24 protein-coding genes are annotated in these 26477 nt (G+C 72.0%); 18 read left to right on the top strand and 6 right to left on the bottom strand.

The features are described from left to right. Window positions 1–43: 43 nt before the first annotated feature. The gene (locus VAB18032_RS20755) at window positions 44–898 is read right to left on the bottom strand and encodes an SDR family NAD(P)-dependent oxidoreductase (protein ID WP_013734875.1); all 855 of its coding nucleotides are present in this window, start codon (window positions 896–898) and stop codon (window positions 44–46) included. A gap of 153 nt (window positions 899–1051) precedes the next feature. Between VAB18032_RS20755 and VAB18032_RS20750 the strand changes: the two genes are divergently transcribed. Then, the gene (locus tag VAB18032_RS20750; protein ID WP_043721434.1) at window positions 1052–1963 is read left to right on the top strand and encodes a helix-turn-helix transcriptional regulator; all 912 of its coding nucleotides are present in this window, start codon (window positions 1052–1054) and stop codon (window positions 1961–1963) included. A 69-nt stretch (window positions 1964–2032) separates the two neighbouring features. Here VAB18032_RS20750 and VAB18032_RS20745 read toward each other — a convergent pair whose 3' ends face one another. Next, window positions 2033–2827, bottom strand: a complete 795-nt coding sequence (locus VAB18032_RS20745) for a hypothetical protein (protein WP_013734873.1) — start codon at window positions 2825–2827, stop codon at window positions 2033–2035. Between the two features lie 234 nt (window positions 2828–3061). Between VAB18032_RS20745 and VAB18032_RS20740 the strand changes: the two genes are divergently transcribed. Continuing rightward, window positions 3062–3874: a DUF3097 domain-containing protein gene (locus VAB18032_RS20740; RefSeq protein WP_043721424.1), complete on the top strand. Its 813-nt coding sequence runs from the start codon at window positions 3062–3064 to the stop codon at window positions 3872–3874. Between the two features lie 147 nt (window positions 3875–4021). Further along, window positions 4022–5302, top strand: a complete 1281-nt coding sequence (locus VAB18032_RS20735) for an AI-2E family transporter (RefSeq protein WP_043721423.1) — start codon at window positions 4022–4024, stop codon at window positions 5300–5302. A 69-nt stretch (window positions 5303–5371) separates the two neighbouring features. Here the strand turns inward: VAB18032_RS20735 and VAB18032_RS20730 are convergent, their stop codons facing one another. Then, the gene (locus VAB18032_RS20730) at window positions 5372–6691 is read right to left on the bottom strand and encodes a serine hydrolase domain-containing protein (RefSeq protein WP_013734870.1); all 1320 of its coding nucleotides are present in this window, start codon (window positions 6689–6691) and stop codon (window positions 5372–5374) included. A gap of 83 nt (window positions 6692–6774) precedes the next feature. On the opposite strand from VAB18032_RS20730, the gene VAB18032_RS20725 reads away from it, so the two are divergent. The 4 genes from VAB18032_RS20725 (at window position 6775) to VAB18032_RS20710 (ending at window position 11875) form a co-directional block, all read left to right on the top strand. Continuing rightward, on the top strand, window positions 6775–7245 hold the full coding sequence (locus VAB18032_RS20725) for an NfeD family protein (protein WP_013734869.1): 471 nt from the start codon (window positions 6775–6777) through the stop codon (window positions 7243–7245). A 4-nt stretch (window positions 7246–7249) separates the two neighbouring features. After that, window positions 7250–8359 carry an SPFH domain-containing protein gene (locus tag VAB18032_RS20720; RefSeq protein ID WP_013734868.1) on the top strand — a complete coding sequence of 370 codons (1110 nt, stop codon included), beginning with the start codon at window positions 7250–7252 and terminating at the stop codon, window positions 8357–8359. 281 nt (window positions 8360–8640) lie between these two features. Beyond that, window positions 8641–9450 (top strand): hypothetical protein, encoded by an 810-nt coding sequence (locus VAB18032_RS20715; RefSeq protein WP_013734867.1) that lies wholly within the window; start codon window positions 8641–8643, stop codon window positions 9448–9450. Between the two features lie 232 nt (window positions 9451–9682). Further along, entirely contained in the window at window positions 9683–11875 is a 2193-nt protein-coding gene (locus VAB18032_RS20710) for a transglycosylase domain-containing protein (RefSeq protein ID WP_043725208.1), read from the top strand. 75 nt (window positions 11876–11950) lie between these two features. Here VAB18032_RS20710 and VAB18032_RS20705 read toward each other — a convergent pair whose 3' ends face one another. Together VAB18032_RS20705 and VAB18032_RS20700 are read right to left on the bottom strand one after the other, a co-directional pair. Beyond that, window positions 11951–13801 carry a thiamine pyrophosphate-requiring protein gene (locus tag VAB18032_RS20705; protein WP_013734865.1) on the bottom strand — a complete coding sequence of 617 codons (1851 nt, stop codon included), beginning with the start codon at window positions 13799–13801 and terminating at the stop codon, window positions 11951–11953. A 90-nt stretch (window positions 13802–13891) separates the two neighbouring features. After that, window positions 13892–14647, bottom strand: a complete 756-nt coding sequence (locus VAB18032_RS20700) for a CE1 family esterase (RefSeq protein ID WP_013734864.1) — start codon at window positions 14645–14647, stop codon at window positions 13892–13894. Window positions 14648–14881: 234 nt separating this feature from the next. Between VAB18032_RS20700 and VAB18032_RS20695 the strand changes: the two genes are divergently transcribed. The 5 genes from VAB18032_RS20695 (at window position 14882) to VAB18032_RS20675 (ending at window position 19302) form a co-directional block, all read left to right on the top strand. Next, a complete protein-coding gene (locus VAB18032_RS20695) occupies window positions 14882–15856 on the top strand; it encodes an ArsR/SmtB family transcription factor (RefSeq protein WP_013734863.1) in 975 nt (324 codons plus the stop codon). Window positions 15857–15937: 81 nt separating this feature from the next. Next, complete coding sequence (locus VAB18032_RS20690; protein WP_013734862.1) at window positions 15938–16882, top strand: RNA polymerase sigma-70 factor; 945 nt, start codon at window positions 15938–15940, stop codon at window positions 16880–16882. 115 nt (window positions 16883–16997) lie between these two features. Beyond that, entirely contained in the window at window positions 16998–18206 is a 1209-nt protein-coding gene (locus VAB18032_RS20685) for an NAD(P)/FAD-dependent oxidoreductase (protein ID WP_013734861.1), read from the top strand. A gap of 9 nt (window positions 18207–18215) precedes the next feature. Beyond that, window positions 18216–18743: a hypothetical protein gene (locus VAB18032_RS20680; RefSeq protein WP_013734860.1), complete on the top strand. Its 528-nt coding sequence runs from the start codon at window positions 18216–18218 to the stop codon at window positions 18741–18743. Window positions 18744–18786: 43 nt separating this feature from the next. Beyond that, complete coding sequence (locus VAB18032_RS20675) at window positions 18787–19302, top strand: dihydrofolate reductase family protein (RefSeq protein WP_013734859.1); 516 nt, start codon at window positions 18787–18789, stop codon at window positions 19300–19302. A gap of 132 nt (window positions 19303–19434) precedes the next feature. Here VAB18032_RS20675 and VAB18032_RS20670 read toward each other — a convergent pair whose 3' ends face one another. Continuing rightward, on the bottom strand, window positions 19435–19977 hold the full coding sequence (locus tag VAB18032_RS20670) for a hypothetical protein (protein ID WP_013734858.1): 543 nt from the start codon (window positions 19975–19977) through the stop codon (window positions 19435–19437). Between the two features lie 70 nt (window positions 19978–20047). Between VAB18032_RS20670 and VAB18032_RS20665 the strand changes: the two genes are divergently transcribed. From VAB18032_RS20665 to VAB18032_RS20640, 6 genes are all read left to right on the top strand, one after another. Continuing rightward, window positions 20048–20971: a LysR family transcriptional regulator gene (locus tag VAB18032_RS20665; RefSeq protein WP_013734857.1), complete on the top strand. Its 924-nt coding sequence runs from the start codon at window positions 20048–20050 to the stop codon at window positions 20969–20971. Next, window positions 20968–21507 (top strand): RNA 2'-phosphotransferase, encoded by a 540-nt coding sequence (locus tag VAB18032_RS20660; protein ID WP_013734856.1) that lies wholly within the window; start codon window positions 20968–20970, stop codon window positions 21505–21507. Before VAB18032_RS20665 ends, VAB18032_RS20660 begins: the two co-directional genes overlap by 4 nt. Window positions 21508–21835: 328 nt before the next feature. After that, window positions 21836–23167: a CE1 family esterase gene (locus tag VAB18032_RS20655; RefSeq protein ID WP_043725194.1), complete on the top strand. Its 1332-nt coding sequence runs from the start codon at window positions 21836–21838 to the stop codon at window positions 23165–23167. Window positions 23168–23369: 202 nt separating this feature from the next. Then, the gene (locus VAB18032_RS20650; protein WP_043721406.1) at window positions 23370–24179 is read left to right on the top strand and encodes a TrmH family RNA methyltransferase; all 810 of its coding nucleotides are present in this window, start codon (window positions 23370–23372) and stop codon (window positions 24177–24179) included. Between the two features lie 50 nt (window positions 24180–24229). Then, the gene (locus tag VAB18032_RS20645) at window positions 24230–26008 is read left to right on the top strand and encodes a PucR family transcriptional regulator (RefSeq protein WP_013734852.1); all 1779 of its coding nucleotides are present in this window, start codon (window positions 24230–24232) and stop codon (window positions 26006–26008) included. Window positions 26009–26048: 40 nt separating this feature from the next. Then, on the top strand, window positions 26049–26435 hold the full coding sequence (locus VAB18032_RS20640; RefSeq protein ID WP_043725190.1) for a winged helix-turn-helix transcriptional regulator: 387 nt from the start codon (window positions 26049–26051) through the stop codon (window positions 26433–26435). Window positions 26436–26477 lie beyond the last annotated feature (42 nt).

The following is a 26477-nucleotide window of genomic DNA, read 5'->3' as shown; positions in this document are numbered from 1 at the left end:
GTCCACGGGACGGGAGCCGGCCGGCCACCACTGCGACGAGCAGTCAGCTCTGCGTGATGTCGGTGCTGAAGGCAAGGTCGCGACCGGCCTCGATGTCGCTGGTCAGGGCCTCGACGCGGTTCCTGGCCAGGCCGTACGAGTCGGAGCCGAGCAGTTGGTGCAGGGGTGCCTCGCCCGTGTCGGCGACCGTGATGATGGCGGCGGCCGCCTTGACCGGGTCGCCGAGTTGGGTGCCCGGCATGGCCAGGTGCGCCTCGGTCATCTCGCGGATCGCCTCGTAACCGCTCGCGGTCGCCCGGGGCAACCCCAGCGACGACGTACGCAGGAAGTTCGTGCGGGTGTAACCCGGCTCGACCACGTTCACCTTGATGCCGAGGTCGGCCACCTCCGCCGCGAGCGAGTCCGACAGACCCTCCAGCGCGTACTTGGCCGAGCAGTACAGGCCCCAGCCGGGGAAGGCGGTCAGCCCCAGGATCGACGAGACGTTGATGATGTGGCCACGGCGGGCGGCGCGCATTCCGGGCAGGACCGCGCGCAGCACGTTCCAGGTGCCGAAGATCTGCACCTCGAACATCTGCCGCACCTCGGCGTCGGAGGCTTCCTCGACCGCGCCGAGAAAGCCGTAGCCGGCGTTGTTGACCACCACGTCGATGCCGCCGAAGCGGTCGGTGGTGGCGCGTACCGCCACGTTGACGGCCTGCTCGTCGCCGAGGTCGACGCCGAGGGGCAGCAGCCGCTCGCCGGCGGCGGGGCCGAGGGCGGTCAGCAGACGCTCGGTCGAGCGGGTGGTGGCGGCGACGTTGTCGCCCCGGCCCAGCAGTTGCCGTACCAGTTCGAGGCCCAGCCCTTGGGAGGCACCGGTGACGAACCAGGTGACCGGGCGGGTGGCGGAGGCCATGTCGTGCTCCTTGTGTGGGTCGTTGCGGGAACATGCTCAATGTTTCGGCGCAACGGCGGTCGCCACCACGGCGAGTCAGGCCCAGCCGTACCAGGGAACGGCATGCCCACCCAACACCTGCCGGTGGGCGCCCGGACGACAGATCATTGGCTGATGAGGCGACGCACGGAACTAGGTGATTTCCTGCGGAAGTGCCGGGCCGATCTGAGCCCGGCGGACGCCGGCCTACCTGACTCGCAGTCCGGCCGACGGGTTCGCGGCCTGCGCCGGGAGGAGGTGGCCGCGCTCGTCGGGGTGAGCGTCGACTACTACACCCGGCTGGAGCAGGGACGTCACAGCAGCCCTTCGGAAGCCGTCCTCGACGCCCTCGCGCGGGTCTACCGGCTCGACGCGGTCGGACGCGCCCACCTGGCCGACCTGGCCCGTCCGGCACGGCGCGGCACCGCACCACCGCCCACCCAGCGGGTGCGGCCGGCGATGCAGCAGCTGATCGCCTCGATGACCGACCAGCCGGCCCTGGTCCTCGGGCGTCGCACCGACGTACTCGCCTCGAACACTCTGGCCCGGGCCCTGCTCACCGACTGGACCCAGCTGCCACCTCGGCACCGCAACTACACCCGCTGGATCTTCCTCGACCCGGCCGCGCGGGACGCGTTCCTCGACTGGTCGACAGTGGCCGCCGAGGTGGTCGGAACGCTGCGCCTCTACGCCGGCCGCAACCCCGACGACGTCCGGCTGAACGAACTCGTCGGCGAGTTGACCATCAAGAGTGCCCACTTCCGTCGCTGGTGGAACGGGCATCAGGTGCACGAGCGCACGTACGGTGTGAAGCGGATGATGCATCCGGCCGTCGGCCCGATCACCCTGCGCTTCGAGGCGCTGTCGCTACCGGGCGACCCGGAGCAGACGCTGTTCCTCTACCACACCGACCCCGGCAGCCCGTCACACGACAACCTGCGCCTGCTCGGGCTCCTCACCGCCCAGCAGGGCACCGCCACCACCACCGCTGCCGTGTCGGACCCGCCGCCGGTGCCCGACGCGTCGCAGACCATCGACCCTTCCTGACTACGGACGCAGCGGGACGTTGCCGGCGGCGACGAGCCTACGGACGTAGCGGACGTAGCGGCGACGAGCCTACGGGCGTAGCGGGGCGTTGCAGGCGGCGACGAGCGCCTGGCGGCAGGCGGTGGTCAGCGGGCGCAGGGCGGCGTCGCGCTGCTGGGCCTCGTAGTTGTTGACCGCGCCGCCGGGCGCGGCGTGCCCGGCCAGGGCGAGCACCCGGTCGAGTACGGCGGCCCGGGCGAACAGCCGACGGGCCCGCGGGTCGAAGCCGGGCGGCAGGTCGGTGGTGCCGTCCGGGCGGCGCAACGCCTCCAGGGCGCCGGCCAGCTCGGGACGCCACTGGGCGACGTCGAGTCGGGTCAGCGCCGCCGTCGTGTCGGCCAGCGCAGCGGCCAGCTCCGCCTCCGCCTCGGCAGCGCCGGGCAGGGTGAGCGAAGCGGCCGGGGCGTTCGCCGGCAGCGGGTAGACCCGCCAGAGCACCGTCTCGAAGGTGTCCCCGGAGCCGGAGGTGTGCACCCGTACCTCGGGGATCAGACCCATCGCGCCGGCGACGACCGCCTCACCGGCGAGCAGGGCGGCCCCGGCGAAGTCACCCGGACCGGGCAGGCCACGAGGATCGCCCGGTGCCGGCAGCACCAACCGGATCTCGTCCGGCGAGAGCTTGGCCAGGGTGGGTAGGGCCTCCCGCAGCGGCACGTCCGTCCAGGTGCCGGGCGCGTCGGCGACGTGGTGCTCCTCGTCACCGGCGACTTCGTCGGCGACCTCGTCAAAGGGCACCAGCCCGGCGCGCCATGCGCGCACCCAGGCAACGAACCGGCTCGACCGGCGCGGCGCGAGGATGGCCGCACCCGCAGCGGGGGTGGACATGCCGAAAGAGTACGTGCTCACGCCCGCCCCTGTCTCGGCTGCCGCGCCCCACCCCCACCCACCCACCCGCCCTTCGCCGCCCCTCCACGCCGTCGATCTTGCAGTTCTGGTCGCCTTTACATCCGCTATGCACCTTTCGCGGCGACAATTTCTGCAAGATCGACGATCCCTGGGGTGGGGGTTGGGCGGCGGGTCGAGGTGTGGGGTGGGGGTGGTGGGACTAGCGTGCGAGGGATGGGGCGGCGGTATGGCGAGGACGTGTTGGCGGGGAACTGGCGGCGTCGGACGGTGATTCCGGAGGTCGACGCCGAGACCGACCTGGTGGTCGAGGACGCCGATTCGGGCTTCTGTGGCGCGGTGGTGGGCTTCGAGTCCGGTGCGGTCGTGCTGGAGGACCGGCACGGTAAGCGGCGCAACTTCCCGCTGCGTCCGGCCGCGTTCCTGCTCGACGGTCGGCCGGTCACCCTGCGCCGGCCCGCCCCGGCGCCGGTGCCGGCCGCGCGCCGGCGTACCGCTTCGGGTTCGATCGCGGTGGACGGGGTACGTGCCCGTGTCGCCCGGGCCAGCCGGATCTGGGTGGAGGGTGTGCACGACGCCGCCCTGGTCGAACGGATCTGGGGCGACGACCTGCGCATCGAGGGCGTGGTGGTGGAGCCGTTGGAGGGCATCGACGACCTGGACGCCGCGGTACGCGAGTTCGGGCCGGCGCCGCACCGGCGGCTCGGTGTCCTGGTCGACCATCTGGTGCCCGGCTCGAAGGAGAGCCGGATCGTGGCCCGGGTGACCTCGCCGCACGTGCTCGTCACCGGGCACCCGTACGTCGACGTGTGGCAGGCGGTGAAACCGGCGGCCCTGGGCATCCGGGCGTGGCCGGTGGTGCCGCCGGGGCGGCCGTGGAAGGAAGGCGTCTGCGCGGCGCTGGGCGTCGCCGAGCCCGCCGACATGTGGCGGCACATCCTGTCCCGGGTGAACACCTACGCCGAGGTGGAGACCCCCCTGATCAACGCCATGGAACGATTGATCGACTTCGTCACCGAGCCGGCCTGATCCCGGTCACTCGCGGCGTACTCCTACGTCGACCGCCCACCGCCGTCCACGTACCGCGGCCCGCCGCCCCGGGTGCGCATGTCCCGGTTCTGGCAGCGGAGCGCTACGGTGTACCGCCTGATCCCTACCATTCCCCGGGGGTGCCGGTTGAGTCGGTTCGAGCAGCCGCGACGGCGGGTGCGTCAGGCGTTCCAGGCGGGGCGTGAGTCGGTCCGCGCCGCCCGCGAGCGGCAGCGCGAACGGGCCGCGATCCGGGCGGAGGAAGCCCGGCCCGACCCGCTGCCCTGGCGACCGGAACCGCCCGTCGACGGTGGCGGCTCGACGACCAGCCGCGACGACTCCGACGTGCCGAAGGCGCTCCGGATCGCCGCCGCCTGGTCGTGGCGCCTGATCGTGATCGGGGTCGTCGGCTGGGCGCTGTTGCGCTTCATGGGTGCCATTCGCATCGTCATCGTCCCGCTGCTGGTCGCCCTGCTGCTCACCGCGTTGCTGGCGCCGGCCGTGGGTTGGCTGCTGCGCCTGCGCGTTCCCCGGTCCCTGGCCACCGCCGTGGTGCTGATCAGCGGGCTCGGCGCGGTGGTCGGCACGCTGACGCTTGTGGTCAACCAGTTCATCGTCGGTCTGCCGGATCTGAGCGTACGGGCCGCGGCCGGCATCGGGCAGATCCAGGACTGGCTGCGCGACGGCCCGCTCGGGCTCTCCGACGGTCAGCTCAACGGGTACGTCGAGGCCGGGCAGAAGTGGATCAACGAGAACAGTCAGTCGTTGACCAGCGGAGCGATCAACACCGCCGGCACGGTGGTCGAGGTGTTCACCGGCACCCTGCTGGTGCTCTTCGCCATGTTCTTCTTCCTGCGTGACGGTGACCGGATCTGGCGGTTCCTGGTCGGGATGCTCCCGGTCGCCGCCCGTTGGCGGACCGACGACGCCGGTCGGGCCTCCTGGCTGACCCTGGTGGCGTACGTCCGGGCCACGGTGCTGGTGGCCTTCATCGACGCGCTGGGCATCGGCATCGCGCTCGTGCTGTTCGACGTGCCATTCGCCTTCCCGCTGGCCGCGTTGGTGTTCCTCGGCGCGTTCATCCCGATCGTCGGTGCCACCCTGTCCGGCGCGGTGGCGGTGCTGGTCGCCCTGGTCGACAGCGGCTGGGTCACCGCGCTGGCCATTCTCGGTGCGGTGATCGTGGTGCAGCAGGTGGAGGGCAACGTCCTCCAGCCCTGGATCATGGGCAGGGCGGTGGCCCTGCATCCGCTGCCGGTGGTGCTGGCGGTGACCGCCGGTGTGGTGCTCGACGGCATCGTCGGCGCGCTGGTGGCCGTACCGTTGATCGCCGTGCTCAACACGGCCGTGCGTCGCCTGGCCCGCCGCCCACCGGAACCGGCCCCGCCGATCCCCGACGCCGTCGTGGTCCGCTCCACCGCGCCCTGAGCCACCCGACCCGACCGGCCGGCCCCGACCCGCGTGCCGTGCCGGCCCCGGTCGCCGGGTCGGGACCGGTCACGGCGCGTCGTCGGGGGAGCGGGTGAAGACGAAGGTGGCGATGTCCAGCGCCACCGGGGTGCCGTTGTCGTCGCGGAGCACGGCCAGCACCTCGCCGTTCTCCTCGCCGCGGACGGCCCGCCACCGGTCCGGACCTTGCGGGACGAAGTGGCTGACCGGATCACCTGGCATGGTCCCGAGCAGCTCGCCGGTCGCGGCGTCCCAGGTGACATCGAGCGGAAGGCCCATCCACCACCAGCGGCCGGTGAGGGCGGCCACGTCGGCCGGGGGCGGTGCGTCGACCGGGCGCCACGGCCGGGCCGGCATCGGTTCGGCATCCAGGACCTGGGTGAGCAGCTGCCGGCCGAGCGTGCCGAGACCGCCGCTGCGGAAGGAGTACGCGTTGGTGAAGCCGACGACCCCGGTACGACTGGGCCGGTGCACCTCCAGCACGGCGAGGTAACCGGGCATCGAGCCGCCATGTCCGGTGTACACCCGCTCGCCCTCGCGGTGCAGCGCCAGGCCCAGTCCCGGTCCGGCCCGCCAGGAGTCCGGGTCGATCATCGCCATCGGGACGCACATCTCGTCGACGGTCTCCGGGGCGAGCACGGCCGGATCGGGCTCGGCGAGGAAGGCCGCCCAGCGGGCCAGGTCCGCGACGGTGGACCAGAGCTGCCCGGCCGGTGCCATCGCGCCGGTGTCCGCACGCGGCTCCTCCCGCAGCGTGTCGTGCCACGGGTGCACCACGTAGCCGGGGGCGAACGGTGCGGTGGCCGCGTACGTGGTGCGGTTCATGCCCAGCGGGTCGAGGATCCGCTCGGACAGCAGCTGCGCCCACGGCGTTTTCGTGATCCGTTCCAGCGCCCCGCCCAGCAACCCGTACGCCAGGTTGGAGTAGTGGAACGTGCGGTGCGGCGGGTAGGCGATCTTCGCGGCGGAGAACCCGGCCAGCAGGGTGGGCAGGTCGACGCCGGCGTTGCGTTCCCACCACGGTCCGTCCGGTTCCCGCTGGAGACCGCTGATGTGCCCGAGCAACTGCCGTAGGGTGACCGGCCCTGCCGCGTCGGCCTCCGGCAGATGCCGTCGCAGCGGGTCGTCCAGGGCCAGCCGACCGGCGTCGCGTTCCTGCATGATCAGCACCGCGGTCATCGTTTTGGTGATCGAACCGATCCGGAACTGGAGATCGGCATCGGGTGCCGGGTTGCTGCCGGCGGCGGTCACGTGGGCCAGCGTGCCGTCGCGCACCACACCGAGAATCAACGACGGAACGTGACCGGCCGCCTGGGCGTCGGCCACCACGGCGTCGACCTGTCGGGTGGTTTCGGGACGCAGAGACATCTTTCTCCCTCGGATAGTGGTGACCGGGAGCTTACGATCATGTCAATTCGATGACACGTGCATTGTCATGTCACGATCGTGTTATGGATGCCGTGTTCTGGATCGTGCTGGGCGTGGTGCTGGCGGTCGCTGAGATCTTCACGGCGACCCTGTTTCTGATCATGTTCGCGGTCGGTGCGTTCGCCGCTGCCGGCGCCGCCGCGCTCGGTGCTCCGGTGGCGGTGCAGGCGGTGGTCTTCGCCGCCGTGTCGGCGCTGACCGTGCTCGCCGCGCGGCCGGTCATCCAGCGACACAAACAGTCGGCGATGGAGAGCGGCGACACCGCGTTCGGCATCGAGGCGATCGAGGGCTCCACCGCCCTGGTGTTGGAGCAGGTCGACTCCGACAAGGGCATGGTGAAGATCGACGGCGAGGTGTGGAGCGCTCGCGCCTACGACGCCACCCAGGTTTTGGTCCCCGGCGAACGGGTGCAGGTTATTCAGGTCAAGGGAGCGGTAGCCCTGGTCTGGCGGGATGTTGCGACGCCCGCTGAGCTACCCGAAGCGGAGAGGTGAACGGATGGAATTCGTATTCCCCGTCCTGTTGATAGGTATCGCGCTGATTTCGGTGATCACCCTGGCGAAGGCGCTGCGGATCGTTCCGCAGCAGCGCCAGGACGTGGTCGAGCGGCTGGGTCGCTACAAGCGCACGCTGAACCCGGGTCTGAACCTGCTCGTACCGTTCATCGACTCGGTGCGTACCAAGGTCGACATGCGGGAGCAGGTGGTCAGCTTCCCGCCCCAGCCGGTGATCACCTCGGACAACCTGGTCGTCTCGATCGACACCGTCCTCTACTTCAAGGTGGTGGACTCGGTTCGGGCCACCTACGAGATCTCCAACTTCCTCCAGGCCATCGAGCAGCTCACCGTCACCACGCTGCGTAACGTGATCGGCTCGCTGGACCTGGAGCGCGCGCTGACCAGCCGCGAGGAGATCAACCGGCACCTGTCCGGCGTACTGGACGAGACCACCGGCCGGTGGGGCATCAAGGTGACCCGGGTGGAGATCAAGGCGATCGAGCCGCCGCCGAGCATCCGCGACTCGATGGAGAAGCAGATGCGCGCCGAGCGGGACCGCCGTGCCGCGATCCTCAACGCCGAGGGGCACAAGCAGTCGCAGATCCTCACCGCCGAGGGTGAGAAGCAGGCCGCGGTGCTGCGCGCCGACGGTGACCGGCAGGCCCGGATCCTGCAGGCCGAGGGTCAGGCCAAGGCGATCCGTACCGTCTTCGACGCGATCCACACCGCCAACCCGAGCCAGAAGGTGCTCGCCTACCAGTACCTCCAGGCCCTGCCGCAGATCGCCAACGGCACCGCCAACAAGGTGTGGATCGTGCCGGCCGAGCTGACCAAGGCCCTGGAGGGCATGGGCGGCGCACTCGGCGGGCTGAGCCAGATGGTCGGCGACGCGCCGAGCCCGAAGGCCTCCGACGACGCAAGCGCCGTCGAGCGCGAGGCCGCCGAGGCGGCCCAGGCCGCCGCCGCGGCAGCCCAGGAGATCCACAACGAGGTACGGGTGGCCGAGGCGCAGGCCACCGGCGGCAAGGCCCCGCAGGGGCTGCCCGCGCCGGAGCCGGTCTCGCCGACCAGCCTGCTCAACGACCCGGCCGACCAGCGCGAGCGCGGCTGATCCACCAACCGGCGGGCGCGCCCACCCTCACGGGCGCGCCCGCCGTTTCGCCGCTGTCCGGCCGGCGTCGATCCCGCCGTTTCGCCGTAACGGCGCGGTCCGGCCGACCTTGACTCCGCCGTTTCGGCGTAACGGAGTCGATCTCCGCCCGACAGTAATGCGAGAAAGCCTCATGAGGCGCTCCGGTGTTTGCCACCATCGGTCCTAGGGCCGGTCTGGTCAGGCACCGGGGCGCTTTTTCCTGCGCCCCAGGGAATGCCCGTGGATGAGCGAGGTGAGGCATGGAACCGCTGCGCCGCTTGTGGTCCGCGCCGGAGGTGCCGGGCAGGCACGACCCCCAGGGCCCGTTGGGCACCCGGCGGACCGGCGGCGGCTTCGGCGTACTGCCCTTCATCGACGAGCCCGCCGCGCCCGGGCCCGCCACCAACGCCAGTTGGGCGTGGTCACTGCGCCGGCTGGCCCGCGCCGCGGTCTGGCTGCTGCCGGCGTACGCGATCCTCTACGGCCTGGTCGCGATGGCCAGCGACGGTGGCGTCGGCAACGACCCGTACCCGGCCGACGGTCGGGCGCTGTATCTGATCGGCTGGGTGGCCGCGGTCTGGCTCGGCCTGCTGGCCCTGCTCGGTCTGACCGGCCTGCTCGCCGCCACCCGCAGCCGCCATCCCGCCGTGGCCGGGCTGCTGGTCAGCATCGCCGGCACGGTGTTGATGCTGCCGTTCGCCGGGCTGGCCGAACAGACACCCGTCTTCGGCACCACCGCCCGGACCCTGGTGCTGGTCGGCGCGACCTGCTACAGCCTGGGCTGGCTGCTCACCGGCTGGGCGGTGGCTCGATCAGGCATGTTCAGCATCGGCGACGGCACCATGCTGATGATCGCCAGTCCGCTGCTGGGCCTCGGCGGTGCGCTGATCGGCTCCCTGCAGACCTTCGGCGCGATCTTCGTACTGATCGCCGGCATCGGCATCGCGTACCGTTCCGGCCGGCTGATGCCCCGGGAGATCCTCAACGACGCGGCCAGCGCCAGCGTGGCCACGGCCGGCCCACCCGGCCCGCTCGGCCCCGGCGGCGCCGGCCCACTCGGCGCGGCCTGACCCGACCCGTCTGCCTGTGGGGCGCGGCCGGACCACCCTTCCGGCCGCGCCGTCCCTGGCGTCCCCTGCGTCGCTTGGCGTTCCCGTCGTGCCGAGCCGGGCGGTGGTGTCCGGGTTGCCGGCCGCAACAGCGCTGACCAGCGCACAAGCGGCTGGCAAATGGCGGTGAATTGGCTGACAACCACCGCGTACGGGTGGTCGGAAGGTGGCATTCGCGGCAATCCTGGTGACCATGGCCACCCCTACGCCGCTGTCGCGGCTGTTCACCGTGCTGCTGACCGGCGTGCTCGCCGGACTCGTGCTGGCGGTCGCCGTACTGCCGGTCAACCTGGTGTTCGGCTTCGCCGCCCGGGCCGCGCTCGGTAACTACGCCGCGCTGCCGGACGCGCTGCGGACCCCGGCCACCCCGCAACGTTCCTACCTCTACGCCAACGACGGCAAGACGTTGATCACCACGTTCTACGACGTCAACCGCACCGACGTGACGCTTGCGGAGATCGCGCCGGTGATGCGGCAGGCGATCGTGGCCGCCGAGGACCGCCGCTTCTACGACCACGGTGGCGTCGACCTGCGTGGCATGTTCCGGGCCCTGGTCAGCAACGTCACCTCCGGCACCGAGCAGGGTGGCTCGACGCTGACCATGCAGTACGTGCGCAACGTGCTCAAGACCGACCCGAACCGCACCGCCGAGGAACGGGCCGCGGCCACCGAGCAGACCATCGGGCGCAAGGTCCAGGAGATCCGGTACGCCAACGCGCTGGAACAGCGCCTCGGCAAGGACGAGATCCTCAACCGCTACCTCAACATCGCGTACTTCGGTTCCGGGGCGTACGGCATCTCCGCCGCCAGCCAGCGCTACTTCTCCAAGGCCCCGGCCGACCTGACCCTCGCCGAGGCGGCGCTGCTCGCCGGCCTGGTGCAGGCGCCGGAGGCGTACAGCCCGATCGACGGTGACGCCGACGCGGCGCTGACCCGGCGGGCGTACGTGTTGGATTCCATGGTCGCGACCGGGGCGATCACCGCGGAGCAGGCGAGGAGCGCGAAGGCCGAGAAGGTGAAGCTGGACCCCAGCGAGCAGGCCAACGGCTGCGCGGCCACGGTCAGCTCCCGCGACGGGTGGGGCTTCTTCTGCGACTACCTGCGCCGCTGGTGGATGGAACAGCCCGCGTTCGGCGACACCGTCGCCGAACGCGAGCAGGCGCTGCGCCGGGGCGGCTACAGCGTGGTCACCACCCTCGACCCGCAGCTCCAGAAGACCGCGCAGCAGCAGGCCACAAGCATCTACGGGTACGACAACAAGCGCGCGGTGCCGATCGCCGCGGTCGAACCGGGCACCGGTCGGGTGCTCGCGATGGCGGTCAACCGGCACTACAGCCTCGACGACAACCCGGACGGGCAGGCCAACTACCCGAACACCGTCAACCCGCTGATCTCCGGTGGCGGCAGCGTCGCCGGATACCAGGCCGGCTCGACGTTCAAGCTGTTCACCATGCTCGCCGCGCTGGAGTCCGGCCGTACCCTGTCGACCGGGTTCGACGCCCCCAGCCGGCTGCCCACCCGGTACGCCGCCGGCACCGACGACAGCAGCTGCGGCGGCCAGTGGTGCCCGGCGAACGCCAACCCGCAGTGGATGGACGGCTACCGGATGATGTGGGACGGCTTCGGCCGCTCGGTCAACACGTACTTCGTCTGGCTGGCCGAGCAGGTCGGCCAGGACAAGGTGGTCGAGATGGCCCAGCGGCTGGGCATCACCTTCCGGGCCGAGGCCGACGCGCGCTTCGCCGAGAACAACGCGGCCAACTGGGGGGCCTTCACTCTCGGCGTGTCCGCCACCACCCCGCTGGACCTGGCCAACGCGTACGCCACCGTGGCCGCCGAGGGCACGTACTGCGTGCCGGTGCCGGTGGTGTCGGTGACCGCGCCGGACGGGCAGCGGCTGCCGGTCGGCGACCCCTCCTGCCGGCAGGTGCTCGACCCGGACGTGGCCCGGGCCGCCACCGACGCGGCGCGCTGCCCGGTCGGCCAGCAGTCGGCGTTCGGGCAGTGCAACGGTGGTACGGCCACGGCGGTCAATCGCATCCTCGAAGGCCGCCCGGTGGCCGGCAAGACCGGCAGCTCCGAGCAGGCCGCCACGGAAACCTTCGTCGGCTTCACCCCGCAGGTCGCGGTCGCCGGCATCGCCGCCAACCCGGACGACCCCACCGACCTGGTCGGCTCCGCCGTGCAGGCCCGGGTGATCGAGGCCGTCGCCCGGATCATCGCCACGGCGGTCGACGGCGAACCGGCCGAGTCCTTCACCGCCCCCAGCCGCGCTCTGGTCGGCGATCCCCGCCGTCCGGTCGAGCGCAGCCCGCTCGACGAGCGTCGCCCGACCACCGAGCGAGGTCAGTCCGACCTGCCCCGTTGGCTGCAGAACCGGGGCTGACGGCTGCAGCGCCGGCGTGCTCTGTTAACAAGGGGCCCTTCCTATACACGAGGCGTTAATAAGGTGCCCTTCCTTTCACGCTCGGCGGGGGCGGTAGGTGGTGACCATGGTGGGGAGGCCGCGGCGGATGATGCCGGCCCAGTCGGTGTCGCCGCGCAGCATGGCGGCGGCGGTCTTGCGGACCTGGTCGGCGGTGAAGTGCGGGGGCATCATCAGCTCGGCCGGGTCGACCAGGGCGTTGATGACGGTGGGGCGGTCCGCCTGGAGGGCTCGGTCCCAGGCGTCGTTCACCTGATCCGGGCGGTCGACCAGGTCGCCGCGGAGCCCGAGCACCTCGGCCCAGCGGTGGTACGCGATGTCGGGTAGCTGCTGGCTGTCCGGGAACATCGGGGTGCCCTCGGTGGAGCGTTGTTCCCAGCTGACGAACGCCAGATCCCGGTTGTTCAGCACCAGCACCACGAAGCGGGGGTCGGCCCAGTCGCGCCAGTACTTCGCCACCGTGATCAGCTCGTTGACCCCGTTCATCTGCATCGCCCCGTCACCGATCAGGGCCACCAGCGGCCGGTCCGGATGGGCGAGCTTGGCGGCCAGGGCGTACGGCATGCCGCCGCCCATGGACAGCAGGGTGCCGGAGAGGCTGGCCAGCATCCCGGGGCGGACCTTGATGTGGCGGGCGTACCAGGCGGTGGTGGTGCCGCAGTCCACGGCGAGCATCACGTTGTCGGGCAGCCGTTCGCTGAGGCTGACGAACAGCCGCTGCGGGTTGACCGGGTCGGCGTCCTGCTCGGCGAGTTCACGTTGCGCCTGCCGCCAGGCGGCGGTGGCCCCGGCGATGGTCTGCCGCCAGCCGGTCGGTCCGGGGCCGGGGCCCAGCTCGTGCAGCAGGGCCCGCAGGGTGGGCGCGGCGTCGCCGGTCAGGTTCACCTCGGTCGGGTACCGCAGGCCCAGTTGGGTGCCGTCGTGGTCGATCTGCACGGCCCGGGCCTGGCCGGGTGGCGGATAGAACTCCGAGTACGGCATGTTGCTGCCGACGATCAGCAGCCGGTCGCACTCCCTCATCAGCTGCCAACTCGGTCGGGTGCCGAGCAGTCCGATGGCACCGGTCACCCACGGTTCCCGGTGGTCCACGACGGTGAACCCGAGCAGGGCGGTGGCCACCCCCGCGCCGAGCCGGTGGGCGATCTCGCGCACCTCGTTCTCGGCGCCGATCGCGCCCTGGCCGACCAGCATGGCCACCCGTTCGCCGCCGCGCAGCACCTCGGCGGCGTGCCGGACGTCGGCCTCCGGTGGCACGGTCGGTCCGCTGCTGGGCACGCTGCTGGTGTGGTAGAAGCCGTGCGCGTGCGGCGGATCGGGCACGGCGGCCTCGTCCTGCACGTCGAGGGGGAGGACCAGCGCGGTGACGGTACGCCGGGCCAGCGCGGTCCGGCACGCCCGGTCGACCAGGTGCCGTACCTGGGAGGGGTGGTCCAGTTGGGCCAGGAACGCCGCCGCGACGTCCTTGTAGAGGGCGAGCAGGTCCACCTCCTGGTAGTAGCCGCCGCCCTCGGCGGTGAGCGCGGTGTGCCCGACCAGCGCCACCACCGGCTGGTGGTCCAGTTTGGCGTCGTAGAGGCCGTTGAGCGCGTGGATGGCCCCCGGCCCGCTGGTGACGAGTACGGCGCCGAGCGGCCCGCCGCCGTACTTGACGTGGGCGGAGGCGGCGAAGCCGGCGGTTTCCTCGTGCCGTACCTGAATGAACTGCGCCTGCTGGTGGGTGCGTTGCAGGGCGGAAGTCATGCCGTTGATGCCGTCACCGGGATAGCCGAAGTACCGGCGTACGCCCCAGCAGGCGAGCCGCTGCACGATGTGATCCGCCACGGTGGGGTTCCGGGGCAGGGGCCACGGGTCGGCCGGCACCAGACTGTCGACGTTCGCTGCGCTCACCTGGGTCGCCTCTCGGGTAGTACGGGCGAACGCGCATTCCCGTTACTATCCGGACAAAACCCTCTGGCTGTGGCGATTCCCGACGTGCCGTCAGACCCGGCGCGGGTGGGCGGCGAAGAACGTCCAGATCAGTTCGGTGGCGTTCACCTCGACCTCGGGGGCGCTCAACCGGTCGCCCGAGGCGCCCGGCCAGGAGTGACCCATGCTGCCGATCAGGTACACGTCGAGGTCGCTGCCGTCGGCGCAGCGTGCCCGGCTGAGGGTGACATCCTCGGCCGGAGCAACCGGCGGCGGGGTCACCGAGGTGCAGCCCAGCCGCTGCCGCCAGCGGTCGATCCCGGTGCGGAACGGCAGGGCGTACCGGTCCCGTTCGCCGATGAACGTGACCACCGATACGGGCTGCTGCGGCGCGTACTCGTCGGCGTTTGTCCGTTCGCCGATGAACCCGCCACTGACCACCCCGATCGCGGCGAACGTGCCGCCGGCCTCCACCGCGGCCCGGAAGCTCAGGTCACCGCCGTTGGAGATGCCGGTCAGGTAGACCCGGTCGGGATCGACGTGCCAGGTGTCGACCAGGTGGCCGGTGAGCGCGGCGAGGAAACCCACGTCGTCGGCGTTGCCGCAGCAGACCATGGCGTTGAATCCACCGTGGACGCCGTCCGGGTAGGCGACCAGGAGCCCCTCCCGCTCGGCCACCGTGTCCCAGCCGAACAGCTGGCTCATCTCCAGACCGGTGCCCGGGTACGGGTGCAGCGCGATCACCAGCGGCACCGGCCGCGCCGGGGCGTATCCGGGTGGTGCGTGCAACCGGTAGCTGCGACTCAGCCCGCCATGGTCCAGGGTCAACGCATGTTGCCCCGGCCCAGGCGACACGGCGGGAGCCGCCCCCGACGTCGTGGGCGGCGCTGCTCCGCCACCACCACACGCCGCGGCCCCCGCCAGCAGGAAAGCCGACACGCACCACCCGAGCATCCGACGCACGCCGCCCCCTCCCGGCCGTAGGTCCACCACACCGTCGCCGCTGGGCCGTCACCGCAACAACCCTTTCGGCGTACGCCGAAAAGCTGGCACCCTTGAGTAGTGATCACCTTGCGGCTCGGCGCGGCGGACCTGACCCGGATCAGGTTCGGTAGCCGCCCCCACCCGGTCGGCACCGCGATCCTGGCCAGCCAGGCGCTGCGGGATCCCGTGGTGGCCGCGCGGATGCCTGGCCTGGCGGCCCGCGCGCAGGCCGCCTCGGCGAGCACCGCCGCGCTGCGGCACCTGCTGCCGGCGCGGGGCCTGCTGCCCGACTTCCTGACCCCGCTGCACGGGATCGAGTCGGTGGCCGCCGGCATTGAGTCGATCATGGCCACTCCGCGTCGCCGGATCACGGCCGAGCTCACCGAGGCGTACGCCAAACTGCCGCCCAGCCTCTGGCGGCGGCGTTTCGTGGCGGCCGACCCGCAGATCCTGGAACTGCTGACGAGGGCGGTGGACCGCTACTTCGACGCGGTGCTCGCCCCGTCCTGGTCCCAACTGACGGCGGCGCACCGGGGCCACGTCGAGCACCGCTCCCGCACGTACGCCCGGTCCGGAGTGGACGGTCTGCTCAACGAGCTGCACCCGTCGATCCGGTGGCGCCCGCCGATCCTGGAGATCGACAGTTGGTGGAGCGCGGAGCTGACCGGCACCGGCGAGGGCATCCTGCTCATCCCCGGCCCGCTGGCCGGTCTGCGTCCCCGCGTGCTGGTCCGACCGGGCCAGCCGGTGCTGCTGGTGTACCCGGTCGATCCTCCGCCCGAATCGCCTCCGACCAGGCACGATCCGCTCGCCCAGCTCCTCGGTGGGACCCGTGCGGCGGTGCTGCGGCAGCTCGGCGAACCCGGCCGGCACACCACCACGACGGTGAGCCGGCTCGTCGGAATCAGCGTGTCGTCGGCCTCCGAGCACACCGCCGCGCTGCGGGGCGCCGGCCTGGTCGACAGCGAGCGCGTCGGCGGTGCCAAGGTGCACCGGCTCACCCCGCTCGGCATCCACCTGCTCGCCGGCGACGTCAGCTCAACGACGGGCTGACGCCCGCCCGCCGACGGGGTGCCGTCCGCTCGATGAGGGGGTGACGGGCGGTGCCTCGCCCGGGTGGGTGACACTCGAACCATGTCGCTCAGCGCGCACGACCTCGACCTGTTCGAGCAGTCGAGAGCTCGACTGGAGGCGGTGGCCTATCGCCTGCTCGGCTCGGCCGGCGACGCCGAGGACATGGTCCAGGAGACGTTCCTGCGCTGGCAGGCCGCCGACCGGGCAGGGGTCGAGCAGCCCGCCGCGTGGCTGACGAAGGTGCTGACCAACCTGTGCCTCAACCAGCTCACCTCGGCCCGGGCCAGGCGGGAGAGCTACGTGGGCATGTGGCTGCCGGAGCCACTGCTGGCCGGGGACCGGATGCTCGGCCCGGTCGACACCGTCGAGCAGCGCGAATCGGTGTCGCTGGCGGTGCTCACCCTGATGGAGCGGCTCTCGCCCAACGAGCGTGCCGTGTACGTCCTGCGTACGGCGTTCGGCTATCCGCACGCGGAGATCGCCGAGATCCTCGACCTCACCGAGTCGAACTGTCAGCAGCTCTACCGGCGGGCCCGGCAGCATGTCGCCGCCGGCCGGGCCCGGGTCGAGGTCGACGAGGCCACCGCCCGGACCATCGTGGCGGAGTTCCTCGCCGCGGCCAGCAGCGGCGAGACCGCACGGCTTGTCGAGTTGTTGACCGATGACGTGATGAGCACCGGTGACGGTGGAGGCAAGATCCCCGCCCGGGGCACGCCGATCGTCGGTGCGGTGGCGGTGGCCAGGTTCCTGCGCGGCGTCTTCCGGGCCACGGATCTGCGCCGGCAGGTGCTCGGCGGGGCGGCGACACTGTACGCCGAGATCGTCAACGGGGTGCCCGCGGTGCTTGTCGTCGTCGCGGACCGGGTCGTCGGGGTGCTGTCGCTGGAGATGACCGCCGAGGGCGTGTCGGACATCCACGCCCAGGCCAATCCCGACAAGCTCGACCGGGTCACCCGGCTCTGGTCGGCCTCCGCGCGCTCCGCGCCCGTCGTCGACAGCTGGTGACCCAGGCCACAGCCGAATCCTGTCAGCAATCGCGGCGCTGCCCGGTTCAGGAAGCGTACGCCGCCGACCGGCCCGTCCCGTTCGACGGCATCGCACGCAGACAGGGAGTGGGAGCATGACGCATCGCATCGTCGTCCTCGGTGCCGGCTACGCCGGGGCGACCGTCGCCGGTCGCCTCGCCCGGCGACTGCACCCCGACCAGACCGAGATCACCGTCGTCGACGCGTCCGCCGACTTCGTCGAGCGGGTCCGCCTGCACGAGTACGCCGCCGGGTCGGAGCTCAAGCGTCGTCCGCTGCGCGACGTCTACGCGGGCACCGGCGTGCGGGTCCGACTGGCGCGGGTCACCGGCGTCGACGTCGAGGCCAGGACCGTCACGCTGACCGGTGCCGACAAGATCGACTATGACACGCTTGTGTACGCCCTCGGCAGCGCCTCCGCCGACCACGGTGTCCCCGGCGTCGCCGAGCACGCGTACGACGTCGGCAGCGCCCGGTCCGCGCTGCGGTTGCGCGAACGCCTGACCGACCTCGGCGCGGGCGGCACCGTCCTGGTCGTCGGTGGGGGACTCACCGGCCTCGAAGCGGCCACCGAGATCGCCGAGGCCCGACCCGACCTCGCCGTCGCGATCGCCACCCGGGGCGGTCTCGGTGACTGGCTCGACGCGCGGGCCGGCCGGTACCTGCGGGAGGTGTGCGACCGGCTCGGCATCACCGTCCACGAGCGCACCGACGTCAGCCGCGTCGAGGCGAACGGCGTCGTCACCGGCACCGGCGAGGTCATCGCGGCCGAGGTGACCGTCTGGTCCGCCGGCTTCGCCGTATCGTCGCTCGCCGCCACGACGGCCTTGCAGGTCGCACCGACCGGGCAGATCGTCGTGGACGCCACGATGCGCTCGGTGTCGCACCCCGACGTGTACGCGGTCGGCGACGCCGCTCTCGCCGGGGGCCCGGGCGGCAAGCCGTTGCGAATGTCCTGCGCCACCGGAATCCCGACGGGCTGGCAGGCGGCCGACGCCATCGTCGCCCGTCTGACCGGGCGACCGGTCCGCAGGATCCCGATCCGCTACTTCAACCAGTGCATCAGCCTCGGCCGGCGCGACGGCATCATCCAGACGGTGACCGCCGACGACCGGGCCAAGGCGACACACCTGCGGGGCAGGCTGGCGGCCCGCTACAAGGAACTCGTCTGCCGGGGCGCCGCCTGGGCCGTGTTCCACCCGACGCTGCTGGTGCCCTTCCGCCGTCGCCGCATCATCAGCCCGGCGGCCACCGCGCAGCGCCACGCGCGTTCGGTGAGCTCCGATGTCGGGGGTGCCCACTAGAGTCCCGGTATGGCCGATGGTGAGCTGCCGGAGCACGCGCGGCGCCGGCAGCTGATCCGCCGGTACGTCGACCGGAAGGTGGTCTGGCGAGCCCGGATCTACGCCGCGGTGTTCGTGGTGACGCTTGGCGTCACCCTTGTCGACGCGGTGGTCGCCGGCGGCTGGACGTGGCTCCGGGCCCTGGTCGGGATCGTTGCCGGCGTCGTCGTCGGCGTCGCGGCGAGCCGGATGTCGCGACTGCGGTGGGACGGCTTCGAGCAGCGGGTGGTCGGCAGGATCGACGCGATCGGCGTCGTCGTGCTGGTCTGCTATCTCACGTTCAGCTTCCTGCGGGCCCGCATCGTCGGCCTGTGGGTGCCGGCCTCGCAGGTGGCGGCGACGAGCATGGGCCTGCTGAGCGGAGCGATGCTCGGGCAGATCCTCGGCATCCGCCGAGGGCTGCGCCTGCTGGGCCGCCGCCTGCTCGCCCAGCCCACCGAGACGACGGCGACCGGGTCGCCGGCCGATGGAGATCATGACCGTGACCCCACGCGATGAGGCGGGCTGAATGGCACCTTTGCGATATTCCATAAACATCACGGTGGATGGCTGCTGCGATCACCTCGCGGTCTCACCGGACGAGGACCTGCATCGGCACCACATCGAGAACCTCGCCCGGGCCGATGCGCTCCTCTTCGGCCGGGTGTTGTACGAAATGATGGAGGAGGCGTGGCGGCCGTCCGCGTCGGCGGTGTCGCGACCCGACTGGATGGAACCCTTCGCCCGGACGATCGACGCGGCGAAGAAGTACGTCGTGTCGAGCACCCTGGAGCAGGTCGACTGGAACGCCGAACTGGTGCAGGGCGATCTGGGTAAGGCCGTCGAGCAGATCAAGCGCGAGTCGCGCACCGGCGTGTTCGTCTCCGGTGTGCAGCTTCCACTGGCGTTGGCCGAGCTGGGCTTGATCGACGAGTACGAGTTCGTGGTGCATCCCCGGATAGCGGGTCGTGGACCGCGACTGTTCGAGGGCCTGGCGAAGCACGTCGACTTGAAGCTCGAAAGCCGCTTCGAGTTGGCCTCCGGCGCCTCGGTGATGCGGTACGTGCCAACCAGTTGACAGCGTCAGCGATCGCCGCCCACGACGACAGCGACCCGGCCAGGCATCAGTGCCCGGCCGGGCCGATGTACGAGGCGATGCGCGACCTCTACCCCCTCCACCCGCACGACGGCCCGGACCCGAGGACGCTGTTCAACCGGTTCCTCGCCTGGGGGCCGCCTCGCAGGCGGGGGTCAGAAGCGAGTCGATGACCAGGCGTTCGACGTCGGCCCAGGTGGGCGTGGGGTGACCGTAGTCGGGGACCGGGCGGCGCTGAGGGCCGAAGAAGTACTGGTGGGTGACGGCTCCCCGGATCGCGGCGTGTACCTCGGGATGGTCGTCGACGAAGTGGGTGAGCGCCAGGTCGAGACAGTGTTGCCGCTTGTCGGCGCGGGCCCGGCAGAACCGTACCTGTGCGGGGTCGACGCCGCTGCGCCGGTGGAAGTCGTGGGCGGCGAGCCAGCGCAGGGTGCGGGCCTGCACCCGCGGGCCGCACTTGGAGACCAGCCAGACCCGGCCGCCGAAGCGGGGGACCAGGCGGGCGATGGTCTCCACCGCACCGGGTACCTCGGGGGTGGCCAGCATGGTCGCCTCGTCGCCGCTGAAGAAGGCGGTGTCGTCGCCGCTCGGGTGGGCGGAGCCGTCGATGATGACCCGGCCGATGTCGATGCCGAGTCGGGGAATGTCCTCGTTCACGTCACCAAGCATCGGGTCGGATGAGCGTACACAGAACTATTGTTTTGTCGGTGATCTATAGTGCTGGGTTATGACCGGGCGGGAGTTGCTGGAGGCCGACGCGCTCCGCTGTTTCGCGGTCTTCGCCGAGCACCGCAACTTCACCGCCGCCGCGGCGGCACTGCACATCAGCCAGCCCGCTCTGCACGTGAAGATCCGTAAGCTGGCGGCGGCCCTCGACGTCGACCTGTACCAGCGCGACGGGCGGCGGCTGACCCTGACCGTCGCGGGTGAACGCCTTGCCGCGTACGCGCTGGACTCGCGGCGGCGGACCGACGAGTTCCTCCGGGAACTGCACCACGAGTCGACGCCCACGCTGACCATCGCGGCCGGTCGGGGCGCGCTGCGCTGGGTGGTCGGCGAGGCGATCCGGCAGGTCGGTCGGCAGGGCCGCCGGGTTCACGTGATCACCGCTGACCGCGATGCCGCACTCGCGGCCCTGCACGCAGGTCAGGCCGACCTGGCGGTCATCGCCCACGACCCGCCGACCCGCCAGGTCGAGGCGGTCCAGATCGCCGCGTACCGGCAGGTGCTCGTGCTCGGCGAGCGGCATCCGCTCGCGGAGCGTCGGCAGGTCCGGCTGCGCGACCTCGACGGCCTCGACCTGGTGGTACCCCCGGCCAATCGACCGCACCGGCGGGCACTGGACCGGGCGCTGCTCGATGCGGGCGTACGGTGGCAGGCTGCCGCCGAGGTCGACGGCTGGGACCTGCTGGTGCACCTGGCCGGGCTGGGTGTCGGGGCCACCGTGGTCAACGGCTGCGTGGGGCTGCCCGACGGTCTGCGTGCCGTGCCGATCGACGGCCTGCCGAAGATCCGCTACTGGGCCACCTGGCGACAACCGCGAGCCCATCTGGTCCGCGACTTCCTCAGCCAGTTTCCGCCGCCCGACCGCACCGGCCGGGCCGGGGTGTCCCCGCCCGTCGAGCCCGACCGGGCCGGTACGCCCCGATGACCGACCGGCTCACCTCGACCAGCAAGTTCCTGTCGTACGTGCTGCGGCATCGGCCGGATGCGGTCGGGGTCACCCTCGACGAGGCGGGCTGGGTGCCGGTGGACGTGCTGCTCGCCGCGTTGGCCCGGCACGGTCGACCGGTCACTCCGGCGTTGCTCGACCAGTTGGTCGGCAACACCGACAAGCAGCGGTTCGAGGTTCGCGAGGGCCGGATCCGGGCCGCCCAGGGCCACACCATCGCGGTCGACCTGCAACTGGCACCGGCGGTGCCGCCGACGGTGCTCTACCACGGCACGGTGGCCCGGTTCCTGCCCGGCATCCGCGTCGAGGGGCTGACGTCGGGTGAGCGTACCCATGTGCATCTGTCGTCCGACCTGGACACCGCCGCGCGGGTCGGTGCCCGGCGCGGCAAGCCGGTCGTGCTGCGTATCGACGCCGCCGGGATGCACGTCGCGGGCCTCGTCCTCTACCGGGCCGCCAACGGCGTCTGGCTCACCCGGCACGTGCCGCCGCGGTTCATCACCCTGCCGAGCTGACTCGGTGCCGGCGGGCCGCAAGCAAGACATCCACAAGTCTTGATATGTTATCGCTCACACGATACGGTCCGAGCGGGAGCCGGGCACACGCTTGACGCGCCCTGAGCCGGTCCGGGATTCCGGCGAGTGGGCGAGACCGCGACGCCGACCGACGGGCGACGCGGATCCCGACCGGGTGCCGCCGAATCTCTTCACGGCCGCCCCGGGGTCCGCGGTGGGCACGTCCGTGCCGGACGGGTACGCGGAGCAGGGCGAGCTCATCGACCACCACCAACGGTGCAGCGGCACCTTCCGCGCGTCCGGTGCGACGCGGAGACGGAGCAACATGATGGTGAGACCCAGATCGATCTTCGGGCCCGCCGCGATCGCGGCGATGCTCGTGCTGAGCGTGGGCGGGGTGGCGTTGGCCACCGGCCCCACCGCGACGGCGTCGACCACCGACGTCGGCACCCTGGCCGCGACCGCGGGCTGCGGCCGCGCGCCGGGGCTCAACAGCGGTACGCACACGATCCAGAGCAACGGCAAGAGCCGCAGCTACATCCTGCGGATCCCGGCCAACTACAACAACAACCACCCGTACCGGCTGGTGCTCGGCTTCCACTGGCGCGGCGGCTCGGCCGTCGACGTGGACACCGGGCAGACGGTGCAGCGGGACACCTGGTCGTACTACGGGCTGCGGCAACTGGCCAACAACAGCACCATCTTCGTTGCGCCGCAGGGCCTCAACGCCGGCTGGGCCAACTCCGGCGGCGAGGACGTCACCTTCGTCGACGACCTGCTCCGGCAGGTGGAGGCGAACCTCTGCGTGGAGACCACGCAGCGCTTCGCGCTCGGCTTCAGCTGGGGCGGCGGGATGAGCTACGCGCTGGCCTGCGCCCGACCCAACGTGTTCCGCGCGGTCGCGGTGTACGCCGGTGGCCTGATCAGCGGATGCAGTGGCGGCAACGGTCGGATCGCCTACTTCGGGGCGCACGGCATCCGGGACAACGTCCTCGGCATCTCCGGTGGACGGTCGCTGCGCGACCGGTTCGTCAACAACAACGGGTGCACCCCGCAGAACCCGCCGGAGCCGTCCCAGGGCAGCCTGACCCACCGCACCACCACGTACTCCGGCTGCGCGGCGGGCTACCCGGTGGTGTGGGCCGCCTTCGACGAGGGGCACATCGCCGCACCGCAGGACGGCGCGCCCGGTGACAGCGGCTCCCGGACCTGGCTGCCGGCGGAGACCTGGCGGTTCTTCACCCAGTTCGGCAGCAGCACCCCGCCGCCGACGGACCCGACCACCCCGCCGCCGACGGACCCGACCACTCCGCCGCCCGGCCCGACGACCCCGCCGCCGGGCGGTGCCTGCCGCGTCGCGGTGACGGTCAACGCCTGGAACAACGGCCTGACCCAGGACCTCACCATCACCAACACCGGTGGCAGCGCGATCAACGGCTGGTCGCTGGTGTTCACCCTGCCCGGCGGGCAGAACATCACCGGTGGCTGGAACGCCAGCTACTCGCCCACCTCCGGGCAGGTGACCGCCCGCAACGTGTCGTACAACGGCAGCATCGCCCCGGGTGCCTCGGTCGGCATCGGCTTCCAGGCCACCCACACCGGCAACTCGGCGAGACCGTCGTCGTACACGCTCAACGGCGCCACCTGCACCATCGCCTGACCCCTGACCGACGGTCCCCGGCCCCGCCACCAGCGCGGCCGGGGACCGCCGCGCGCGGGGCCTCGGCGTGCCGAGCAACAACGCCGAAGTTGCGGGGTGCGGGCCGGGTCGATACCGCAACATCGCCGTACCTGACGACGTCCGGGGCGCACCTGTCCGGGGCCGGGCCGGCGAGCCAGACGCGAGGCGGCAGAATTGCCGGGTGCCTGTGGAGCTGATCACCGAGCCGGACGACGAGCGGATCGCCGACTATCGCGCGCTCACCGACGTGGAGTTGCGCACCCGGTGGGAGCCCCCGCACGGGCTGTTCATCGCCGAAGGGGAGCTGGTGCTGCGCCGGGCGCTGCGGGCCGGCTACCCGGCCCGGTCGTACCTGGTCGACGCCAAACGGGTCGACCAGCTCGCCGACCTGGACACCGGCGACGCCCCGGTGTACGCCGCCACCCCCGACGTGTTGCAGGAGGCCACCGGCTTCCACGTGCACCGGGGGGTGCTCGCCTCGTTCCGCCGCAAGCCGCTGCCCAGCGCCGCCGAGGTGCTGGCCACGGCCCGTCGGACGGTCATCCTCGAAGACGTCAACAACCACACCAATCTGGGGGCGATCTTCCGGGCCGTCGCCGCGCTCGGGGTGGACGCGGTGCTGCTCTCGCCGTCCTGCGCCGACCCGCTCTACCGGCGCAGCGTACGGGTCAGCATGGGCGAGGTGTTCGCCGTGCCGTACGCGAAACTGGATCCCTGGCCGACGGCGTTGGCGCAGGTACGCGACGCCGGCTTCACCGTGCTGGCGATGACCCCGGCCCCCGACGCGGTACCCATCCAGCGGCTGACGCCCGCCCAGCGGGCCCGGGCCGCGCTGCTGCTCGGTGCCGAGGGCGCCGGGCTGACCCAGGCGGCGATGGCCGCCAGTGACGTGCGGGTGGTGATCCCGATGCGGCGCGGTGTCGACTCGCTCAACGTCGCCGCCGCCACCGCCGTGGCCTGCTGGGAACTGGGGCGCGACGACCCGCTCTGAGCTGACCTGCGGTTACCGGCAGCGGAATCACGGACGGTAACGTGTCGCGGGTGTTCCCCACCGTCCGTCAGGTCCTGGCGCTTGACCCGGTCCGTCGTGGCGCCCCGCGTCTGGTCGCCGGAGAGGCGGGACTGGACCGGCCGGTGCGGTGGGTGCACGTGGCCGAGGTACCCGACATCGCCACCCTGCTCGGTGGTGGCGAACTGGTGCTCACCACCGGCATCGGGTTGCCGGCCGACGACGCCGGGCTGCGGGCGTTCATCGCCGACCTGGCCGGTGTCGGCGTCTCCGGACTGGTGGTCGAACTCGGTCGCCGCTACCTCACCGGGGTACCGAAGGTGATGGCCGCCGCTGCCGGGCGGCACGGCCTGCCGCTGGTGGAGTTGCGCCGGGCCACCCCGTTCGTACGGATCACCGAGGCGGTGCACGCCCTGATCGTGGACGCCCAGCTCACCGAGTTGCGGGCGACCGAGGAGATCCACCAACGGTTCACCGAACTGTCGGTGGAGGGCGCCGAACCGGACGAGGTGATCCGGCAGGCCGCCGAGCTGTCCGGCTGCCCGGTGGTGCTGGAGAACCTGTCCCGTCAGGTGCTCGCCTACGACCCGGCGCGGGAGAACGCCGCACTGCTGCTCGACGGGTGGGAGCAGCACTCGCGTCGGATCCGGCCCGCCGGGCGTACGGCGTACGACCCGGACAGCGGCTGGCTGGTCACCATGGTCGGGGCCCGGGGTGAGGACTGGGGTCGGCTGCTGCTGCGCTGGCCGGGCGGCGTCGACCTCAGCCCGGGCGGCACCGACCCGAGCGGACCGGGCGACGGCGAGTCGAACGACGCGGACGACGTGGTGGGTGGCCTCGCCGTGCCGCCGACCCGGCTGACCATCCTGGTGGAGCGGGCCGCGTCGACCCTGGCGCTGGGGCGGCTGATCCGCCGCGACGCCGAAGGGTGGGAACGGCAGATCCACCGCACCTTGCTCACCGCGCTGCTGGACCGCACCCGGCCGGTCGACGAGGTGGCCCTGCGGGCGCGGGCGCTGGGGCTGACGCTGGACCGCCGACACCTGGTCGGGGTGGTGGTGCGGCATCGCGGTGAGGACCCGGCAGACAACGGCCCGGCCGCTGACCCGGGTGGTGATCCTGGCCTGGCCGGCGCCGAACCCGGGGCGACCCGCCTGCGGGACCTGGCCGAGACGGTAGGTCAGGCGCTGCGCGAGGCGAAGCTGACCGGGCTGACCAGCGCGGTCGACGACCAGGCGGTCGGGGTGCTGCTGGCGCTCGCCGACGCGGCGGGGGAGGAGCGGGCCCTGACGGCGTTCGCGGCCGCGCTGCGCCGTACCCGCCCCGACAGCCGCCCGCCCGACCCGGCGTCGCGCCGCCCCGGCGGCCTGATCATCGCCGCCGGTTCGGGGGTGGGCAGCCTGCGGGAGGCGGGACGGTCGCTGATCGAGGCCCGGCAGGTCGCCGAGGCGGCCCGGCGGGACCGGCGGGACCTGCCGATCTTCCGGCTGCCGCACGTCGGGCTCGCCGGGCTGCTGCACCTGCTGCGCGACGAGCCGCGACTGCAGACGTTCGTCGAGCGCGAGCTGGGGGCTTTGCTGGCGTACGACGCCCGGCATCCGCGCGAGCAGCTGCTCGGCACCCTGCGCGCGTACCTGGAACAGGGCCGGAACAAGTCGGCGGCGGCCTCGGCGGCGCACCTGTCCCGACCCGCCTTCTACGAACGGCTGGCCCGCATCGGTCGGATCCTCGACGTCGACCTGGACTCGGTCGACGCCTGCCTCTCCCTGCACGTCGCCCTGCTCGCCCTGGACGCCATCCGCACCCCCTGACTCTCTTGCGGTTACTGGAGAACCGATGGAGAGTTACGAGGTGGGAACCAGAGCCGAGATCAGCGAGCTGCCCCCGGAGGCCGACCTGGCCCGGGCCGACTCGTTGGCCCGCGAGATCTTCTCCGACGTGGCGAACAAGTGGGCGTTCCTGATCATCGAGTTCCTCGGGCAGCGCACCATGCGCTTCAGCGAACTGCGGGACGTCATCGGCGGCATCAGTCACAAGATGCTCACCCAGAACCTGCGCATGCTGGAACGCAACGGCCTGGTCGAGCGGCAGGTGTACCCGACCGTGCCGCCCCGCGTCGAGTACACCCTGACCGAGGCCGGTCAGGCGCTGCGCGGGGTGGTCGACGGCGTGTGCGCCTGGACCCAGCGCCACCTGGGTCACATCGAGGCGTCCCGCCGCCGGTTCGACGCCGACTGACGGTCCCGGCCGCCACGCGCGATCAGCGGTCCCGGCCCACCG

This window comes from Micromonospora maris AB-18-032, from assembly GCF_000204155.1.
Lineage (GTDB): Bacteria > Actinomycetota > Actinomycetes > Mycobacteriales > Micromonosporaceae > Micromonospora > Micromonospora gifhornensis.
This window is presented reverse-complemented; position numbering and strand designations above follow the sequence as displayed.

What these genes read in the sequence shown, in the direction of transcription:
- VAB18032_RS20755 (WP_013734875.1), bottom strand. Translation starts at nt 898, where the DNA reads ATGGCCTCCGCCACCCGCCCGGTCACCTGGTTCGTCACCGGTGCCTCC.
- VAB18032_RS20750 (WP_043721434.1), top strand. Translation starts at nt 1,052, where the DNA reads ATGAGGCGACGCACGGAACTAGGTGATTTCCTGCGGAAGTGCCGGGCC.
- VAB18032_RS20745 (WP_013734873.1), bottom strand. Translation starts at nt 2,827, where the DNA reads ATGTCCACCCCCGCTGCGGGTGCGGCCATCCTCGCGCCGCGCCGGTCG.
- VAB18032_RS20740 (WP_043721424.1), top strand. Translation starts at nt 3,062, where the DNA reads ATGGGGCGGCGGTATGGCGAGGACGTGTTGGCGGGGAACTGGCGGCGT.
- VAB18032_RS20730 (WP_013734870.1), bottom strand. Translation starts at nt 6,691, where the DNA reads ATGTCTCTGCGTCCCGAAACCACCCGACAGGTCGACGCCGTGGTGGCC.
- VAB18032_RS20725 (WP_013734869.1), top strand. Translation starts at nt 6,775, where the DNA reads ATGGATGCCGTGTTCTGGATCGTGCTGGGCGTGGTGCTGGCGGTCGCT.
- VAB18032_RS20720 (WP_013734868.1), top strand. Translation starts at nt 7,250, where the DNA reads ATGGAATTCGTATTCCCCGTCCTGTTGATAGGTATCGCGCTGATTTCG.
- VAB18032_RS20715 (WP_013734867.1), top strand. Translation starts at nt 8,641, where the DNA reads ATGGAACCGCTGCGCCGCTTGTGGTCCGCGCCGGAGGTGCCGGGCAGG.
- VAB18032_RS20710 (WP_043725208.1), top strand. Translation starts at nt 9,683, where the DNA reads ATGGCCACCCCTACGCCGCTGTCGCGGCTGTTCACCGTGCTGCTGACC.
- VAB18032_RS20690 (WP_013734862.1), top strand. Translation starts at nt 15,938, where the DNA reads ATGTCGCTCAGCGCGCACGACCTCGACCTGTTCGAGCAGTCGAGAGCT.
- VAB18032_RS20685 (WP_013734861.1), top strand. Translation starts at nt 16,998, where the DNA reads ATGACGCATCGCATCGTCGTCCTCGGTGCCGGCTACGCCGGGGCGACC.
- VAB18032_RS20680 (WP_013734860.1), top strand. Translation starts at nt 18,216, where the DNA reads ATGGCCGATGGTGAGCTGCCGGAGCACGCGCGGCGCCGGCAGCTGATC.
- VAB18032_RS20665 (WP_013734857.1), top strand. Translation starts at nt 20,048, where the DNA reads ATGACCGGGCGGGAGTTGCTGGAGGCCGACGCGCTCCGCTGTTTCGCG.
- VAB18032_RS20660 (WP_013734856.1), top strand. Translation starts at nt 20,968, where the DNA reads ATGACCGACCGGCTCACCTCGACCAGCAAGTTCCTGTCGTACGTGCTG.
- VAB18032_RS20655 (WP_043725194.1), top strand. Translation starts at nt 21,836, where the DNA reads ATGGTGAGACCCAGATCGATCTTCGGGCCCGCCGCGATCGCGGCGATG.